The organism is Microcoleus sp. POL10_C6 (assembly GCF_036701585.1).
Taxonomy (GTDB): domain Bacteria; phylum Cyanobacteriota; class Cyanobacteriia; order Cyanobacteriales; family Microcoleaceae; genus Microcoleus.
Window position 1 is genome coordinate 23,584 of the sequence record NZ_JAUBRB010000058.1, and the last position, 16,844, is coordinate 40,427.

Below are 16,844 nucleotides of genomic sequence, written 5' to 3' on the forward strand. Positions count from 1 at the left end.
AACGGTTGACAGTTGACTGTTGACTGATACCAAATCCCGCTTAAATACTCCCTCAATCTCTTAGTCGGCGGAGGCAGACTTGGTTTTTCTAGTAGCGATTTCATATCGTTTCCGGTTGCATCGGTATTGTTCAAATGTCCAAACAGTCAGTTGTCATATCAATTCCGGTTGTATCGGAATGATGAAACCGCTCTTGACACAGAGGATACAGAGAAAGGGAAGAGAGAGATGAATACAGGACGATGCCAACGGATTTGATATCAATCGTCGAATCATCTACAAGCCGATTGCTGATTTAAAGGCCTGTTGGTGCTATCGGTTCAATATCTGGGTCAAATCCTCCGACTTGATTTGTGCGAATTATCCACAAAAATGCTCCCTGTTTTAATAAAACTTTGGCGATTTCATCTTGGGTGCGCCTCGGCAACATTGTTCGGTAACTAATAGCAGCTTTTATCAGGGTTGCTATACCAGCAAAAAAGGTTTTTTTCAGTTCAGAATCAATCCCCGCTAATCTCGAATTTTTTCGCCAATCTGGACGAACAATACCGAGGGGCATTAATACTGTTTCTAAACTTTCTCCTAATGCTACTAACTGGTGAAATCTTTGGGTTTGTGCGTCCGTAGGATGTGTTTTCAACCAGTCTTGAATCTGAGGATTTGACTCTATTTCGGAAGTGATTTTTTTAATTGTCGCGTAAATTGCCTGACTTGAATCTTGGACGCAAGAAGTGGCTGGGGTGACTAAACTTGCACCGGTGCCGTCTCCGCTGCGGTAGCGGGCCATCATGATATCTAGTTGCTGGTTTAATTCGGTTAAAGGCGACAAGGTTATCCCGTCAAAATCGTAGTCGCAACACACGCAGTCTAATTTACAGATGATATCGCAAACCGGGCGATCGCCCAACCAGCCGCGATGCAAGTCTCCCATATAACTTTGCCATTTGCTGGAACCGGCAACAATTCCGTCGGGATTGTGGGCGTAAACTTGTTTGTATTCTATGTCAAAACGCAGTTCGCTGGTAAAGCGATCGCGCACCACTTTTGCTACTCCGAAAGCAAAATGTCCGGTGACAATTCCCAACGGTGGCCGTTCGCCTTTTTTGCCGCCGATACCGCCGAAACTGTGAATCACTATCCCGATATCTCCTTCTTGCCAAGGGGGGATTGAAGCGTTTTCTTTAGCATCATTTGGCGTTAACAATACTCTTTTTGCTTGCCCTTTTTGGGCTGGTGTATTTTCCCAATTTTTGTTGCTTAAATAAGCGAGAGATTTTTTCAGTCCTAAATGTGTTTCATCGGGTGTTAATTGGGCAATTTTGCGGGGTTCGATTGCCTGCACTACAAATACACTGTCTGCGTCTCTTTCGCCGTAAATGTACCAACCGTCTGGATTTAATGGCGATTTTTCGATCAGGTGATTGGTAGACCTCGCTACGCCATTTTTGTCTGGCTGTACTTGTGGAATCCGAATAACTTCGGCGGCGCCGTCAAATTGTCGAGATGTTTTGTTGAAATGCCGGACAATAAATTTGTCGCTGTCGGGTTCTTTTCGCTGTAAAATTGAGACTAAGGCGCAGAAACGTCCGATAATTTGTACTGGTTCGCGATCGATCGTGAGTTCCTGGCGATCGCTGCTGCTATAATTAATCGCAATCACGGGCCTGCGTAGCATCACAGTCACGCTGTCTTCGAGTCTGCTGCCTGCTAGAGTTTCTAAAGGGCCGACATTTCGCCATCCGTTCAATCTATCGGGATGGATATTGCCAGATTTTTGACTTTTTTTAGTTTCTTGTGTGAAGTTTATATCTTGACTGACTGCGTGGACAAAAAACTGTACTTCGCGATTTGTACTCCACTTCAAAAATGCTGTTTTGCCAATTAAATTTTGATATTTTTTGGGTGCATTTATAACTTCAAAAAAGACTGTACCGTAGGGCTGGCGCTGTTCGTTGGATGGTAAAATTAAGCGCCCGTGCCAAAGAGCGATCGGCTTGTATAGATAGGCAACTGCTGCTGAATTTTCGCAAATTATCTCCGGCTGAAGCGCTGCTGAAATATCGCTTTTGCCTCCAAAAATAGTAGCAGTTAAATTGCCGTCACTTTCTACGAATCTGGGTTGTAAAAAAACCTTTTCAGCTTGTGAATTAGCGGTTAAATGACCCGTATTTTTTGTGAACGAGCGTGTAGAAAAAAGACGGTTGTTTTCAAATTTCGCCTGCAACCAATTGAAGAAAATCCGAATAAAAATAAATGCTGTTAAACCAAAAACAACAGCTAAAATAATCAGCCCCAGGATCAAAATGAATTGGTTGAAAGACTGACCTGACACTAAAAAAAATGTTGGCCAGATCAAAGAAAATGCCGCCATAATATCTAAAAGCGAGTTTTAGGTTCGATCCAGTCTGTGCTGGCTTGACTGCCGAAAACTAAGGGTTTGTCCTCGGTGACTGCTACCGTTTGCCCTGTCATATCCACTGCACAAAGAGGCCAATATCGATCGCCCAAATTGCCTGCGCGGAACAGAACTTTTCCGGGACAAACTTGACTCCAACCCAACAATACAGCATGAGTGTAAAGACTGCGAGCCGGAGCAACGGTATAAGTGTAATTATCATTTTTGTCCCAAATGACACCGTAGTCGGACATATCGGAAGAGTTGAAAAGTGCTTCAAATTCGCGGGCGAGAATGCGCGAACCATCTTGATTCCAAGAAACAGGCACTAAAATGGCGATCGTCCCGGACATATCTGTATCATCGCTAGCATACATCCCACTTTCGGCCAGTGGCGAAGCAGCCGCTACTGTTTGCAGTTCCCCGGTTTTGAGATTTTCCACAAACATGACACTGCTAACCCGACACCGGGCGAATTCCGGGTGGACTTGCAACTCAATTCGACTGTAAGCTGCGTATTGGCCGTTAGTTGATACTAAGGATGGACTGCGATAATAGCGGAGGCCTGTGCCTGCTGTGGAGCTCACTTTAGCATGAGTGGCACTAATCCATTCCCAAGGAACGGGATAAGGGCTATTTAAAGGGTCAGTCATCGGTTTTTTTTCCAAAAGTTTTACTGAATTATCCAACAGATTCAGGCTGGCACGCAACGGACTAGAAACCCGGTTTCTGCCTCGATGCTTGGCCACCAAACCCCAGATTTATAGAAACCGGGTTTATTTTTGAGATTTTAGATTGGAGGACAAATCTCAAATCTTAAATCTCAAATTTGAAATCGGATAGGTAAGATAGTATCGAAATTAACCTGGTATGTACACCGAGAGGGATGAAATATGACGCGATCTTTTAACCAAAAACCTTCAATCCCCCCCACTCGTGTCTCCAAGTCGCGGGGAAAAGGTTTGCTTGTACTATCGCTGATTTTTCGACTGCTGCTGTTGGGAGTGGGTAGCGGTTTTGCGTGGGTTCTGGGGATCGCGATCGCTCAAATTTATCCGTCAGGCGCGACGGAAATGCCACTGGCAGAGAGATTGCTGCGTGTAACTCAAAATTTGACCTCCAGCCCGAAACGCGCCCCAGCAACGCCAATTCCGGCGCTTCCGCCACCCACCGCTACACCGACTCCCCAGTCAACAGTCAGTCCTGCCCAGAGAGAGAAATTGCAGTCGGATTTGAGACAGTTGCAGGGCGAACTCAATGCGCTGATTGGTCGCACGGCTGCTTTGGAGAGTCAGTTGGGCAGCAGCCGCCCGACGGAAACTTTGGAAAAGCGTTTGCAGTTGATGTCGCGGGAATTGGCGGCACCGGAAACGGCCACAAGTCCTGTTCCTGCTTTACCGGCGATCGGCAGCAGCCCCAGTCTGAACCCTGAAACGGTGAATACTGCGCCACAGAATGCCAATAATCCGGTGTTTGGGGGGGATGGGCTGATGGTGACTCTGCCCAGCGATGTTTTGTTTGATACTGGCAGCATTTCTTTGCGCCCGGGAACTAATGCGATTTTGGACAATTTGGTGGCGGAGTTGGGCAATCATGAGGGGGCAACTGTGCGGGTTGCGGGCCATACTGACGACGCGGGGGAAGCGGCGGATAATCGCAATGTGTCGTTTGCGCGGGCTCAGGCGGTGGTGCAGTATTTGTCTGGTGTACTCGGTCAGAAGTATCATTGGGTGGCGATCGGCTATGGAGAAAGTAGGCCTTCGGTAGATAATAGTTCTGATACTAATCGGCAGCGTAACCGCCGCATTGAAGTGGCAATTAGTCCTTAGTTTTTAGTCTTTAGTCGGCGAATTTGTAGATACTCTGTTGAATTGTCAAGGAGGTAGTTACTGTCACGCCGACGGTGTAAGAGGCGGCAAGTCAGAATTATTTTTGGCTTGATTTATTGTCTCTCGATGTTCACTCCTCAGCTTCGGTTTTAAATACAAGTTCTCAATCAAAGCTGCCACTCCCGCAAACCAAGGCGGCACAATTACTGCCCCAATAATTCCCAATACTTGTACGCCTCCCAACACAGACAGCAATTGATACAAAGGATGCACCCCAACCGACGAACCAACAAGCAAAGGATCGAGGACGTAAGTTTCCAAGTTTTGGATGATTACAAATAACAGCAATACCCACACAAGTACCCAGCCACCTTTAGCTAATGCTACGATTAATGCTGGTACTGCTCCCAATACTGGCCCGATGAAGGGAATCAGGTTTGTCACACCGGCGATCGCACCCAAGCCTAAAGCAAATTCCGGCATTCCCAAAATGCTCAAACCTGTGGTAATAAATATCCCTAAAATGCCCGAAACTAAGACTCTGCCTCGAATATAACTCCCCATTCTTTGACCGATTGGCGCCGCTTGTGAAGCTAATTTTGCATCCCAAGGTTTCGGGAAAAACTGCACCAAACTTTTGATTAATGTGTCGCTGTCGGCAACCATGTAACCTGAAATAAATAATGCTAAAACTAAGCTGAAGAAACCGCCGAGAATGCCTCTGGTTAAACTGTACGATCGCAAAACCAGTTGTTGGCTCGATCGAATCAGCCAATTAGTCAGCGATTGAGTGTCCACCAGACCCACCAAGGTTGGGGCATCGTCGCTTAAGCGACTCAATACATTAGTTGCCACAGTTCGCAAACTTTCGACATAAACTGGTAACTGCCGCAGCAGTAACTCTATTTGTTCGATTACCGTGGGCCCGATTAACACTACCGTCCCGCTAAATCCGCCGATGAGAGTTAAATAAACCATAATCACCGCCAGCCAGCGGGGAACCCGCATCGTTTGGGCCCAATTAACGATCGGGACGATCGATGCGGCCAGCACAACTGATATCATTAGAATTACTAGCAGGCTCCGCAATTGCCACAGCAGCACTAGCAGCAAGGACGATGCTACAATTAGCAGCAAGTTAGGTAAAGAAATAGTTATCCGCTGTTCTGACATAATTAAGTAATAAAGGTTTGTATTCGCGCTTATGTGCTCCCGCAGGGCGGGTTTATTTATTTTGTCAGTTACCAAATATATGTCGGGTAAAACCCGAACCTACTCATATTATAATAAAAAGTAACATAGGCACAAAAAAATAATATGCAACCACAATATTCAACCCAAGATTTCTCCACCATGTCGTCTATAAAGCCACCAACTCTGTTTTACGAATGGCAAAATTATCGCTGTGCTTATGAAGTTTATAACCCAACTACTGCGACAGAAGATAGCATCCCTTTGTTATTAATTCATCCGATAGGAGTTGGTTTGTCAAGAATCTTTTGGCAGAGATTTTGTGAGAGTTGGTACAAAGCAGGGAACACTAACCCGATTTACAATCCCGACCTTTTGGGCTGCGGCGATTGCGAAATGCCGGCTGTGGCTTGCTATCCTGACGATTGGGCGGCACAGTTGCAGCATTTCTTGGAAACTGTAGTCAAAAAACCTGCGATCGTCCTCGTACAAGGTGCTTTACTATGTGTAGCCTTGGCTTTAGCAAAAAGGCAGCAGGAAAGCGGCTCAAATTTAATTCGCGGGTTAGTCCTCGCAGGGCCTCCAGCTTGGGCGGTAATGAACAAACATTCGACCGAAAGACAGCAACGGATTGTCTGGAATTTGTTAAATTCTCCCCTGGGAAACGCTTTTTACCGCTACGCCAGACGCGCTGAGTTTTTGCGTTCTTTTTCAGTGAAACAACTTTTTGGCGATGCGGCAAAAGTTGACAGCGAATGGTTGGATGCTTTGCAGGCTGGGGCGGCAAATCCTGACAGTCGTCACGCGGTTTTCTCGTTTTTAGCAGGGTTTTGGCGCCAGGATTATAGCGGTACGATTCAAAAGTTCGATCGACCCGCACTCATTGTGATGGGAGAAAAAGCCTCAAGCATCAGTCAAGCGGGTAAGGAAGAGAAACCGGATGAAAGATTAGCGCAATATTTAACAACTTTTCCCCATGCTGAAGGTTTATTAATGCCGGGGCGCAATGTTTTACCCTACGAATCAACCGCAGAATTTGTCGCGGCTGTTGCGGAGTTTGTCAATGGGAGTTTTTAACCGCAGATATCAGCAGATGAACACAGATGAACGCGGATGGAATTTCATCTGCGTTCATCCGCGTTCATCTGCGGTTAAAAAACTCTAAATTTCAACTCCTGTGCCAGATGGTTGTACCATCCTTTTGATCGATCAAAGTAATCCCATTATCCTTAAGTTCGTTGCGAATGCGATCGCCCTCAGCAAAATCCCTCGCTTTTCGGGCATCTTTCCGCTGCTGAATCATCGCTTCAATCTCCGCATCACTCAAACCGTCAACAGCATCATTGCTATCACTTTCCGGCTGAACTTCTAAACCCAAAACTCCCGCCAAACTCACCAAAGTTACCCATTTTTGCTGCAACAAATCTGGCGAAGTTTCTGTTTTTCCCTGATGCACTAAAATATTGCCTTCTTTGGCCAATTCCTTAGCCAATTCAAACAAAACCGTCACAGCGCCGGGAGTATTGAAATCATTGTCCATCGCTGATTGGAATTCCTGCACAGCTTTGCCATCCTGTCCAGTTTTCTCAACGTCCCAACTTAGTTGAGAATTATATCGAAGGCCAAACAGCAAACCTTCATTGATGGTATTCCAGCCATTTCGAGCGCTAGCGATCGCCTCTTCGGTAAAATCAATTTGACTGCGGTACTGCGCCATCAACGCAAACAGCCTCACCGCCATCGGTTCCACCGCTTTTGACTTCTCGCTTCCTTCCTTCTTACTCCCCCCCTTACCAAGGGGGGGCTGGGGGGGGTTAGATTCCAAATCACCCGACCAATTCCCCTCCAACAAATCGCGAATTGTAATAAAATTGTGCAAAGATTTCGACATCTTTCTGCCATTGACAGTCACAAAAGCATTGTGCATCCAATAATTAGCAAGTGACTTGCCCGTCGCGGCTTCAGATTGAGCAATTTCGTTTTCATGGTGCGGAAAAGTTAAATCGGAACCGCCGCAGTGAATGTCAATTGTTTCGCCCAAGCAATCGCGCACCATCGCCGAACATTCGATGTGCCATCCGGGGCGACCTTTTCCCCAAGATGAATCCCAAGCAGGTTCTCCCGGTTTAGCACTTTTCCACAGGGCAAAATCAGAGGAATCTTGCTTTTTTTGAGCTTCTATTTCTGCGGTTTCCAATCTACCGCTAGCCCCTGCCTGCATTTCTTCCAACTTGCGGCCGGAAAGTTTTCCGTAATCGGCAAACTGCCTCACCTTGTAGTAAACGTCGCCGCCAGACGCATAGGCATAACCTTTATTTTCTAATTCGTGAATCAGCCGTTTAATGCCGTCCATTGTATGGGTGGCGCGGGGATATTCATCGGCCCTGAGAATATTCAGCTTGTCCATATCTACAAAATATTCCTCGATGAAGCGTTCCGCCACGGCTTCCATTGTGGAATTGGTTTCGCGGGCGCGGTTGAGAATTTTGTCGTCAATATCTGTAAAATTCTGCACGTAGCGCACATCGTATCCCCGCCACATCAGATAACGCCGCACCATGTCCCAAACAATGTAAGCGCGCGCATGGCCGACGTGGCAGTAATCGTATACCGTAACGCCGCAGCAGTACATCCGCACCTTTGGGGGTTCGAGGGGTTCAAAAGGTGATTCGCGACGGGTCAAGCTGTTGTAAAGCGTTAGAGTCATTCGATTTTAGATTTTAGATTTTAGATTTTAGATTTTACAAGATTTACGCAGAAGCTCTATCTGTAGGGTGTGCAGTACCCACCTTATCTGTATAAGTAGCGTGTCAAACTATTTTTGCGTCCTGGACTGTTGGTTTGTAGTTGCGATCGCCCGTTAGCGAAGCTTGCACAAGAGTATCGCCCAACAGCCAGCCTAGCAAATTTTGTACTAAATCTCCTCTATCCATAGTACCGCCCTGGCCGACTCAATCTCACATCTAATTCATGTCAGGGAATGTTGACACTTGTTTCCGTGACGATCCCCACAAGCCCTTGATTGTCAAGATTCCCTGACAAAGTGATCCCCAAAATCACGAAAATGCGTATAAGTACCCAGAATTGAGGGAAAAGACCCCTTGACCCGATCGCAACTTGTCTGCAACATTAAGTCATGACAAAGCGATCCCAAAGAAATGCTTCGATTAAGCAGCCCTGGGAGTCGAATAGCGCGTGTGCTGCCAGCACAGCGTTGCTAGCAGCACCGGTCGCACTCACAAAATCGATCTAGTCAATCAAGAATCGACAGATAAAGCTTTATTTAGATCGGACGGTGCGCGCAGAAGCCAATAAGTCCAAACCCCCGATCGCATGGGGCACAAGACAAGCTAAAAACAAGCAAGGCTTCAAAGGTTGGAGAGATTTGGAAGCTCGATAATATGTAGATTTAAAAGAGTTTCTAACTCAAAAAGTCAACACATTTGTGTTGGAAGAAAAAAATCTAACCCGCCATCCTAAATTAGTGGAGAACCAACTCATGGCAAAAGAACGCCCACCATTAGAAGAGATGACTTTGCGACAACTCCGCAGAGTTGCTAGCGAATGTGGAGTCTCTCGCTACAGCCGAATGCGGAAATCGCAACTCCTGGCATCTATTCAAGAAATTCAGCGCACCAAATTTTCCTACAGCCCATCTCGCAAACTAGAGGCACAAGAAGCAGTGGAAGCAGCAAAGTTTGAACTCGGTCAAGAAGATAGAACAGGCGGTTCTTTGTCGTCTGTAGATGAAGGTTTAGCAGATTTGCCCAACGGCTACGGCGAAAGCCGGGTGGTTTTAATGCCCCGCGACCCAGAATGGGCCTACACTTACTGGGACATTCCCAACGATCGTAAAGAAGAGTTGCGTCGCCAAGGAGGACAGCAACTAGCCCTGCGGATCTACGACGTTACAGATGTTAACCTCGACATTCAAAGCCCGCACAGCATTCAAGAATATCCCTGCGACGAATTGGCGCGGGAATGGTACGTGCCAATCCCCGTGAGCGATCGGGACTACGCGATCGACATCGGCTACCGCTGTGCAGATGGCCGCTGGCTGGTATTAGCTCGATCGGCAGAAGTCCGCGTTCCTCCCGTCTATCCCAGCGACTGGATTGAAGATCAATTCATCACCCTCGACTGGGAAGAAGACTTGCAAGGCAAAACCTTCGCCGAACTGGTTCCTCCGGCCAAGAAAATGGCACAAGCAGCCAATGGCTTCGGTTACAGCACCGAAAACGCTATCTACGAACAAATCTTCGGCATGGCAGAATCTGCCGAATCCCTGCGGGTAGCGGGTTCTATTTTCGGTTCCATGCAGCACGTCGCCGGTTCCGTCCAGCAAGTCGGCATCCACGAACAAGCTCTCAGTTCCTACGTGTTCCCCTCCGGCGTCGGAATGTGGGCGGCTCCCACCATGTCCGGCCTCACCGCGTCGGGTGTCGGTATGTCCGGCCTCACCGCGTCGGGTGTCGGTATGTCCGGCCTCACCATGTCGGGTGTCGGTATGTCCGGCCTCACCATGTCCGGTTTCGGTATGTCAGGTGTTGGTATGTCGGGAGTTGGCTTCGCCGCCCCGATGCGCCCCCGCCAGTTCTGGTTAGTTGCTGATGCCGAACTGATCGTTTACGGCGCCACCGAGCCTGACGCTACCGTCTACGTAGGCGGACAGCCGATTAAACTCAATCCCGACGGCACTTTCCGCTTCCAGATGTCCTTCCAAGACGGCTTAATCGACTATCCGATTTTTGCAGTAGCAGCAGACGGCGAACAAAACCGCGCCATCCACTTGAAATTCAACCGCGAAACCCCAGAACGGCGCACCAATACCAAGCAGGATGCTGTTGTGGAATGGTTGGGCTAATCGCAAAGGTCGATCGATCAGCGACAGATCATGCAGGTTTGTGCCAATTTTTTAACCATCACAAGGCATAGGCTGAGCCGATCGTGATTTGTTAAGGTTAATCCCAGACAACAACCCATAACACCCCCTATACACCGTTCTCCTATTTTGAGGAGCGGTGTTTTTTGTATTTAGAAGGAAGAAGGAAGAAGGAAGAAGGAAGAAGGAAAAATTATTTATTTAAATGTTCTCAATAGACTTGAATTGCATAAATCTTTGATTGAAGGATCAACCGCAGATGACAGGCAGATAAATACAGATAAACGCAGATAATCTCAAGATAGTTGATGATTTTTGTAATAGGTTTAATATCTATCTGTAGATAGATGTTGATTTAACTCGCCATCTAATCAATTAAATCAAAATTTGCACTTTCCACTCAAGCATTATTAAGTAAGCTAAAGTTTACTTAAATTTTTATTGCACAAACTCGGTAAATGCAGCGAAACAAAAGAAAGCGAGTTATGAGAGAAAGAAGGCGATCGCACCGCCATTTCTCAAAAGCAAATGCAAAAAATAAATTCCTCGCAGCAACGAAGCCAGAAGCGTCCCCGTCTTTTAGCCTTATTCGCTGTCACATTAGCCACCGTCTTGCTTTTATTTATTCTGCCGGCACTGACTCAACAGCCCGTCGTGCTCACCATGTTAATGCAAGGTCAAGACCTTGTTAACTGGAAACCCTTTGTCAAAGAATTTGAACAGAAAAACCCCAAGATTCGCATCAACCTCATAGAAGGGCCTTTTGACAGCAACCTCATAGAAAATCTTTACACATCTGCCTTTCTTTTAGGCGAATCGCCCTACGACATCATCAACATGGATATTGTCTGGGTTCCCAAATTTGCAGCCGCAGGTTGGGTAAGCGATTTGACAGACAGAATTCCCCCCGAACAACTATCAAAATTCATTCAAGGTAACGTCGAAGGCGGGCGGTATCGGGGTAAACTTTACCGAATTCCCCATGCTTCCGATGCCGGAATGCTTTATTACCGCAAAGACATTTTAGAACAAGCGAAAATTCCAGCGCCGAAAACTTTTGAAGAGATGGTAAAAATCTCTCAAAACTTGCAGAAACAGGGAAAAGCAACTTGGGGTTATCTGTGGCAAGGCAAACAATACGAGGGAGTATCTGCGATGTTTGTCGAAGTGCTCTCCGGTTTCGGTGGCTTCTGGGCTAACCCACAAACTTTTGAAGTTGGGTTAGATAAACCGGAGGCAATTAAAGCAGTGGAATTTCTCAAAAATACGATCGCCTCTGGCATTTCTCCTCCGGGTGTCACCACCTACGGCGAAGAAGAAACCAGGCTTTTGTTTCAAAACGGCAAAGCGCTTTTTTTGCGAAACTGGCCCTATGTTTGGAAGCTGGCAAATGCCGAAGGATCGAATGTTAGAGGCAAAATTGCGATCGAGCCAATGCTCAGCAGTACGGGTAAAACAGGCGGTTCATGCTTGGGCGGCTGGGGCTGGGGAATTGCCAAAACCTCAAAACATCCAGAACAAGCGTGGAAAGCAATTCAGTACCTTACCAGCGAGGAAACCCAGCGCAAATTTATTTTACAAACCGGTTTAGTTCCCAGTTATAAATCCCTATTTACCAACAAAGAAATAGTCGCCAAATATCCCCACTACCCGCAACTGCTAAAAGTAGTGGAACGATCAGCTTTGCGCCCGCCCCTGGCACAATACGCTCAAGCTTCTGATATTTTGCAGCGTTATTTGAGTTCAGCTTTTACCGGGAGAATGAGTGCAGAACAAGCAATGAAAGCAGCAGCTAGCGAAACTCGTAATTTATTAGGCAGTTTGAAACAACCCCAAGCTTCGTAACTTCTTGCTTTCAGATCGATACCCCCTAGCCGCCCTTAATAAGGGGGGGACTGGAACCTGTAAAGTATTTTCTAAAAAGGGAAGAAGTGGAACCTTCAAAGTCCCCCTTATTAAGGGGGATTTAGGGGGAGCGCGACTCGGCTACAAGCGAGAGATACAAAGTCCATCTTATTAATATCAAACGAGAAAAAGGTGAACAATATGCAATTAGACAAGATGCGACAGCGCGAACAAAAAACCGGATGGATATTAGTAGCACCAGCTTTGATAATTCTGATGCTAGTATTTGCTTACCCAATATTGCGCGCTTTTTGGCTGAGTTTATTCACCCAAAACCTCGGTACTGAATTAAAACTGGTTTTTTCCGGTTTTGCTAACTACAGTCGAATGTTAGGCGACGGGCGTTTCTGGCAAACTTTAGGCAACACCACTGTATTTACTGTCGCCTCTGTTGTGCTGGAATTAATTCTCGGTATGGGCATTGCCTTAGTCTTAAATCAATCCTTCGCAGGGCGCGGCATTGTTCGCACAATCTCTCTGCTACCTTGGGCGCTGCCGACTGCATTGATGGGAGTAGCTTGGGCGTGGATTTTTAACGACCAATACGGCGTAATTAACGACATTTTAAGGCGTTTGGGATTGATTCAAAATAGCATTAGCTGGCTGGGAGATCCGACTTTGGCAATGATGGCAGTGATTACAGCAGATGTGTGGAAAACTACGCCCTTTGTCAGCTTGCTTTTGCTAGCAGGATTGCAGTCAATTCCCGGTGATTTGTACGAAGCACACGCGATTGACGGCGCGAGTAGCTGGCAGAGTTTCCGTCAAGTTACCCTGCCCCTGCTGATGCCCCAAATTGTGATTGCTTTGCTGTTTCGATTTGCCCAATCTTTCGGCATTTTTGACTTGATTCAGGTGATGACGGGAGGGGGGCCGGCGGGGGCAACGGAGACGGTTTCTATCTACATTTACAGCACGGTCATGAGGTATTTAGACTTTGGGTACGGGGCGGCTTTGGTGGTGTGTACTTTTTTGATGTTAGTGGCAGCAGTTGCGATCGCAGCTTACCTGTTATCGAGAGCCCGCACCAATGCAGCCGGAGGAAACTAAGACGATTTTAGATTGGGGATTTTAGATTTGAGATAACCCACAGTTGCACATTTATTTGATTGGTATAAATTATGTCGATCGCCCGCGAACAACCTAGCAAAAAAACCTTTGACATCCGGCAATTAATCTTGCCAATTTCAGCGATATTAATCGTCGCATATTTTCTCGCACCCATTATCTGGCAAGTGCTAACTTCTTTCAAAGTAAATGCGGATATTTCAGCGATTCCAAACGTCTACATTCCCAAACGAATTACTTTCGAGCATTACCTGTCCCTATTCCAGCGCCGCCCCTTTGCACTTTACATTTTAAATAGCGCTTTTGTTTCCATTACTTCAACATTGCTGTGTTTAGCAGTAGGCGCTCCCGCAGCTTACGCTTTAGCCCGGTTGCGGCTGTGGGGGGAGAGAATCATCCTGGCAACTGTGACGATAGTTACCCTATTTCCGGCAGTGCTGCTATTTTTGGGACTGCTAGAAATTGTCAAAGCTTTGGATTTAGGCAATAATTATTTAGCATTAATTATTCCTTACACTGCTATCAATCTGCCGCTGACAATTTTGGTAATGCGAAGTTTCTTTCAACAGTTGCCAAAAGATTTGGAAGATGCGGCTAAAGTTGACGGATACAACACTTTTCAAATGCTGTGGCAAATCGTGCTACCGATGACATTTCCGGCGTTAGTCACAACTGGAATTTTAACATTTATTTCAGCTTGGAACGAGTTTATTTTTGCACTAACATTTATGACTCGCGAATCTCTGAAAACTATTCCTGTCGCCACGGCTCAACTCAGCGGGGTGTCAGTGTTTGAGATTCCTTACGGCCCGATCGCCGCAGCTACCGTTTTGGGAACTTTGCCCTTGGTTTTGCTGGTTTTGGTGTTCCAGCGGCGCATTGTTCAGGGTTTAACTGCGGGGGCAGTAAAAGGATAAATCGATTTTAGATTTTAGATTTTAGATTTTAGATTGAACTGGTTCCCGGGCTCTTGCTGGGAACGAGTCAAACAACACAGTCAACAGTCAACAGTTAACAGTTAACAGTCAACAGTCAACACTTTAAAAATCATGGCAAAATTGCAACTCAAAAACCTCAATAAAACCTACAGCCCTAAAGTAGTTCCCGTAAAAGACATTAGTTTGGATGTCAGCGAAGGAGAATTTCTGACTTTGCTGGGGCCGTCGGGGTGTGGCAAATCTACGACGCTGCGGTTAATTGCAGGGTTGGAACAGCCAACTAGAGGCGAGATTAGAATTGGCGATCGCAATGTCACTTATCTCAGACCGGGCGATCGGGATATTGCAATGGTTTTTCAAAGTTACGCGCTGTATCCGCACATGACAGTATACGAGAATATGGCATCGAGCCTCAAACTTCGCAAAATCCCCTCCAGCGAAATCAATCGGTTAGTGACGGAAGTTGCAACTTCCCTCGGATTGACGGAATTAATCGATCGCAAACCAGGAAAACTATCAGGCGGACAGCGGCAGCGAGTCGCCCTCGGCCGCGCATTAGTGCGCCAACCGGAAGTATTTTTGCTCGACGAACCTTTGAGCAATCTTGACGCATTATTGCGGGAAAAAGTTAGGGCCGAACTCAAACAATTATTTTCCTCCCAAAAAGCTCCTGTAGTGTACGTAACTCACGACCAAACCGAAGCAATGACGCTTTCTACCAAAGTCGCAGTTCTCAACAGCGGCAACGTGCAGCAACTAGACCCGCCACACTTAATTTATACTCGTCCGGCAAATCAGTTTGTAGCTGGTTTTGTGGGCAGCCCGCAAATGAATTTGCTCGTGCTTAAATGCCAGGGAAATTTTGCTCAGTTGGGCGATTTTCGAGTTCGACTCCCAGATATGCCGACTGTGCCACCAGAAATTGTGTTGGGAATTCGCCCCGAACACGTCGGCTTTGCAGATGCAGAGGCCGGCAAGATGTCTGCCCCAGAGGCAATTAAAGGTGAGGTTTTTTTAGTGGAAAACTTGGGAATGCAAAATTTAGTTAGCGTCCGAGTTAAAGGTGTGGACTCAGTAACGGTGCGGGCTTTGCTGCCAAATGACCGCCACTGGAATTTCGAAATTGTAGAGCTGGTTTTTCCGCCTCAGTTGCTGCACTGGTTTGACGTGAAAACGGGCGATCGCTTGCAATAAGAATTTGCCCTGCAGAGCATGATTGATTAAAAATTGTCTAACCATGTGTATAAAAATATGTTTTTTGCTTCTAACTAAGTTATGACTTTAGTTAGAGGTAGAAATATTTGGCGGCTGTTAACGTGATATTCATGTGTGAAAAAGCTAATTGGCTGACACATAGGTGGCGTGTTAACCAGATTTTATCGCTAACCTATAACTCTATTTAGGTGGTTAATCGCAAGTTAAAGCTAAGTTGGCTTTACCTCGCATTAGCTGCTGATTTTGGAGCGAGTCAATTAGATGAAAAAATGTTGAAAATTATCACCAATTAACTTAGGGAGTATTACTGAGATGAATTTGATTTCCACAGCCATTGCTCGCATCAGTTCCCTGCTTAAGGGTTTTCAAATCAAGAGTTTTTTGAGTGTTGTCCTAGTCGGTTTTCTGCTCCTAACAACAAATGTTGATGCGGGAAGCAGTAACAAAGGTTTTGGCGCGCAAGCCAGCTCAAAGTCTGAGCTCAACAATCCTGAAAGACCCCAAACAACACGGGAATGGAGGCAAGAAGCTCGCGAAACCTCAGACTCTCCCGGCGAACGAGCCCAGAAGATTGGCCAAGAGGCAGGAGCAGCCGTGAAAGAAATGGGGGAGATGTATCAAGATACTGCTAAGAGAAGTATCCGCGAATTAAAGGATTAGTAGCTCTACCTAAAAAAATATAACACTTTGAGAAACCTGATTGCTTTCGGGGCGCAGCCAAGAGTGCTCGCCCTTCCGGGTTTCTGAACACCTGAAAAGTTTGACGTTTAAATAAGTTGAGCTACTTAATACGGCAGACGCAATCAAGTAGGCGAGCATAAATAAACTAGAACAGATGCTCAAAAACCCAGTTTCACCTGAGAAACTGGGTTTTTGAGTTGGAAGTTTTTTATCTTGTTAAATTAAATCAAATTCGCGTTAAAAAACCGTTGATCAGACTCGGTGGTTAAAACTGAGATATTGCAGGATTCTTAATCAGCATTTCAAGGGCACGCTAGAAACAATGGCCCACAATATAGAATTTCTGCGTAATTCCTGATGAATAAATATATTAACAGTCTTTGCTTGACAGGCCTGCTGTTCATCCTGCCTGTTTGTCCTGCGACAATTGCCCCCGCTCAACTTCCCGAAACTTCGGAGACTAATGCCAAGCAAACAAATCTCCTCAAAGATGAACTATATTTTGGCTTAACAAAACCGGGATGCGAGACAATTGATGAATCAGAATAGCAGGAGTTTGTCAAGGCAGTTATTGCCCCTCGCTTTCGGCAAGGGCTAAGCGTATTAGACGGCTCCGGGCAGTTTCTCAACAGCTCTGGAATTCTGATTAGAGAAAACTCTAAAATCAATACTCCGGACAGTTTTTAAGCAGCCAGAGTACCATAAGACAAGACTGAAGGAAGGTTAGGGTGATTTAAAAT

The 16,844-nt window shown here is 46.2% G+C and carries 14 protein-coding genes and 1 pseudogene; 10 read left to right on the top strand and 5 right to left on the bottom strand.

Going from position 1 to position 16,844, the window contains the following annotated elements; all coding sequences use genetic code 11:
- Nucleotides 1–295: 295 nt before the first annotated feature.
- Together QUA34_RS24695 and QUA34_RS24700 are read right to left on the bottom strand one after the other, a co-directional pair.
- Nucleotides 296–2,332, bottom strand: coding sequence for an abortive infection protein (locus QUA34_RS24695; protein WP_333389698.1), 2,037 nt, complete (start codon nucleotides 2,330–2,332; stop codon nucleotides 296–298).
- A gap of 44 nt (nucleotides 2,333–2,376) precedes the next feature.
- Entirely contained in the window at nucleotides 2,377–3,048 is a 672-nt protein-coding gene (locus QUA34_RS24700; RefSeq protein WP_333389700.1) for a hypothetical protein, read from the bottom strand.
- 240 nt (nucleotides 3,049–3,288) lie between these two features.
- Here QUA34_RS24700 and QUA34_RS24705 point away from each other — a divergent pair, with 240 nt between their 5' ends.
- Nucleotides 3,289–4,224 (top strand): OmpA family protein, encoded by a 936-nt coding sequence (locus tag QUA34_RS24705; RefSeq protein ID WP_333389702.1) that lies wholly within the window; start codon nucleotides 3,289–3,291, stop codon nucleotides 4,222–4,224.
- Nucleotides 4,225–4,287: 63 nt separating this feature from the next.
- Here QUA34_RS24705 and QUA34_RS24710 read toward each other — a convergent pair whose 3' ends face one another.
- Entirely contained in the window at nucleotides 4,288–5,397 is a 1,110-nt protein-coding gene (locus QUA34_RS24710; protein WP_333389704.1) for an AI-2E family transporter, read from the bottom strand.
- 144 nt (nucleotides 5,398–5,541) lie between these two features.
- Between QUA34_RS24710 and QUA34_RS24715 the strand changes: the two genes are divergently transcribed.
- Nucleotides 5,542–6,492, top strand: coding sequence for an alpha/beta fold hydrolase (locus QUA34_RS24715; protein WP_333389706.1), 951 nt, complete (start codon nucleotides 5,542–5,544; stop codon nucleotides 6,490–6,492).
- A 91-nt stretch (nucleotides 6,493–6,583) separates the two neighbouring features.
- Here QUA34_RS24715 and cysS read toward each other — a convergent pair whose 3' ends face one another.
- Together cysS and QUA34_RS24725 are read right to left on the bottom strand one after the other, a co-directional pair.
- Complete coding sequence (cysS, locus tag QUA34_RS24720) at nucleotides 6,584–8,122, bottom strand: cysteine--tRNA ligase (RefSeq protein WP_333389708.1); 1,539 nt, start codon at nucleotides 8,120–8,122, stop codon at nucleotides 6,584–6,586.
- Nucleotides 8,123–8,225: 103 nt separating this feature from the next.
- Nucleotides 8,226–8,348, bottom strand: coding sequence for a hypothetical protein (locus tag QUA34_RS24725; protein WP_333389710.1), 123 nt, complete (start codon nucleotides 8,346–8,348; stop codon nucleotides 8,226–8,228).
- A gap of 566 nt (nucleotides 8,349–8,914) precedes the next feature.
- On the opposite strand from QUA34_RS24725, the gene QUA34_RS24730 reads away from it, so the two are divergent.
- The 8 genes and pseudogenes from QUA34_RS24730 to QUA34_RS24765 all read left to right on the top strand — a co-directional run.
- Nucleotides 8,915–10,279: a DUF4912 domain-containing protein gene (locus QUA34_RS24730; RefSeq protein ID WP_333327573.1), complete on the top strand. Its 1,365-nt coding sequence runs from the start codon at nucleotides 8,915–8,917 to the stop codon at nucleotides 10,277–10,279.
- A gap of 546 nt (nucleotides 10,280–10,825) precedes the next feature.
- Entirely contained in the window at nucleotides 10,826–12,142 is a 1,317-nt protein-coding gene (locus QUA34_RS24735; protein WP_333389712.1) for an ABC transporter substrate-binding protein, read from the top strand.
- Nucleotides 12,143–12,343: 201 nt separating this feature from the next.
- The gene (locus QUA34_RS24740; protein WP_333327578.1) at nucleotides 12,344–13,252 is read left to right on the top strand and encodes a sugar ABC transporter permease; all 909 of its coding nucleotides are present in this window, start codon (nucleotides 12,344–12,346) and stop codon (nucleotides 13,250–13,252) included.
- 71 nt (nucleotides 13,253–13,323) lie between these two features.
- On the top strand, nucleotides 13,324–14,187 hold the full coding sequence (locus tag QUA34_RS24745; RefSeq protein WP_333084392.1) for a carbohydrate ABC transporter permease: 864 nt from the start codon (nucleotides 13,324–13,326) through the stop codon (nucleotides 14,185–14,187).
- Between the two features lie 132 nt (nucleotides 14,188–14,319).
- Nucleotides 14,320–15,402: an ABC transporter ATP-binding protein gene (locus QUA34_RS24750; RefSeq protein ID WP_333389713.1), complete on the top strand. Its 1,083-nt coding sequence runs from the start codon at nucleotides 14,320–14,322 to the stop codon at nucleotides 15,400–15,402.
- 333 nt (nucleotides 15,403–15,735) lie between these two features.
- Nucleotides 15,736–16,083 (top strand): hypothetical protein, encoded by a 348-nt coding sequence (locus QUA34_RS24755; RefSeq protein WP_333389715.1) that lies wholly within the window; start codon nucleotides 15,736–15,738, stop codon nucleotides 16,081–16,083.
- A 378-nt stretch (nucleotides 16,084–16,461) separates the two neighbouring features.
- The gene (locus tag QUA34_RS24760) at nucleotides 16,462–16,653 is read left to right on the top strand and encodes a hypothetical protein (protein WP_333389716.1); all 192 of its coding nucleotides are present in this window, start codon (nucleotides 16,462–16,464) and stop codon (nucleotides 16,651–16,653) included.
- A gap of 12 nt (nucleotides 16,654–16,665) precedes the next feature.
- Nucleotides 16,666–16,791, top strand: a pseudogene (locus QUA34_RS24765) (DUF3574 domain-containing protein); the annotation flags it as partial.
- Nucleotides 16,792–16,844: the final 53 nt, after the last annotated feature.

What these genes read in the sequence shown, in the direction of transcription:
- QUA34_RS24700 (WP_333389700.1), bottom strand. Translation starts at nt 3,048, where the DNA reads ATGACTGACCCTTTAAATAGCCCTTATCCCGTTCCTTGGGAATGGATT.
- QUA34_RS24705 (WP_333389702.1), top strand. Translation starts at nt 3,289, where the DNA reads ATGACGCGATCTTTTAACCAAAAACCTTCAATCCCCCCCACTCGTGTC.
- QUA34_RS24710 (WP_333389704.1), bottom strand. Translation starts at nt 5,397, where the DNA reads ATGTCAGAACAGCGGATAACTATTTCTTTACCTAACTTGCTGCTAATT.
- QUA34_RS24715 (WP_333389706.1), top strand. Translation starts at nt 5,542, where the DNA reads ATGCAACCACAATATTCAACCCAAGATTTCTCCACCATGTCGTCTATA.
- cysS (WP_333389708.1), bottom strand. Translation starts at nt 8,122, where the DNA reads ATGACTCTAACGCTTTACAACAGCTTGACCCGTCGCGAATCACCTTTT.
- QUA34_RS24725 (WP_333389710.1), bottom strand. Translation starts at nt 8,348, where the DNA reads ATGGATAGAGGAGATTTAGTACAAAATTTGCTAGGCTGGCTGTTGGGC.
- QUA34_RS24730 (WP_333327573.1), top strand. Translation starts at nt 8,915, where the DNA reads ATGGCAAAAGAACGCCCACCATTAGAAGAGATGACTTTGCGACAACTC.
- QUA34_RS24735 (WP_333389712.1), top strand. Translation starts at nt 10,826, where the DNA reads ATGCAAAAAATAAATTCCTCGCAGCAACGAAGCCAGAAGCGTCCCCGT.
- QUA34_RS24740 (WP_333327578.1), top strand. Translation starts at nt 12,344, where the DNA reads ATGCAATTAGACAAGATGCGACAGCGCGAACAAAAAACCGGATGGATA.
- QUA34_RS24745 (WP_333084392.1), top strand. Translation starts at nt 13,324, where the DNA reads ATGTCGATCGCCCGCGAACAACCTAGCAAAAAAACCTTTGACATCCGG.
- QUA34_RS24750 (WP_333389713.1), top strand. Translation starts at nt 14,320, where the DNA reads ATGGCAAAATTGCAACTCAAAAACCTCAATAAAACCTACAGCCCTAAA.
- QUA34_RS24755 (WP_333389715.1), top strand. Translation starts at nt 15,736, where the DNA reads ATGAATTTGATTTCCACAGCCATTGCTCGCATCAGTTCCCTGCTTAAG.
- QUA34_RS24760 (WP_333389716.1), top strand. Translation starts at nt 16,462, where the DNA reads ATGAATAAATATATTAACAGTCTTTGCTTGACAGGCCTGCTGTTCATC.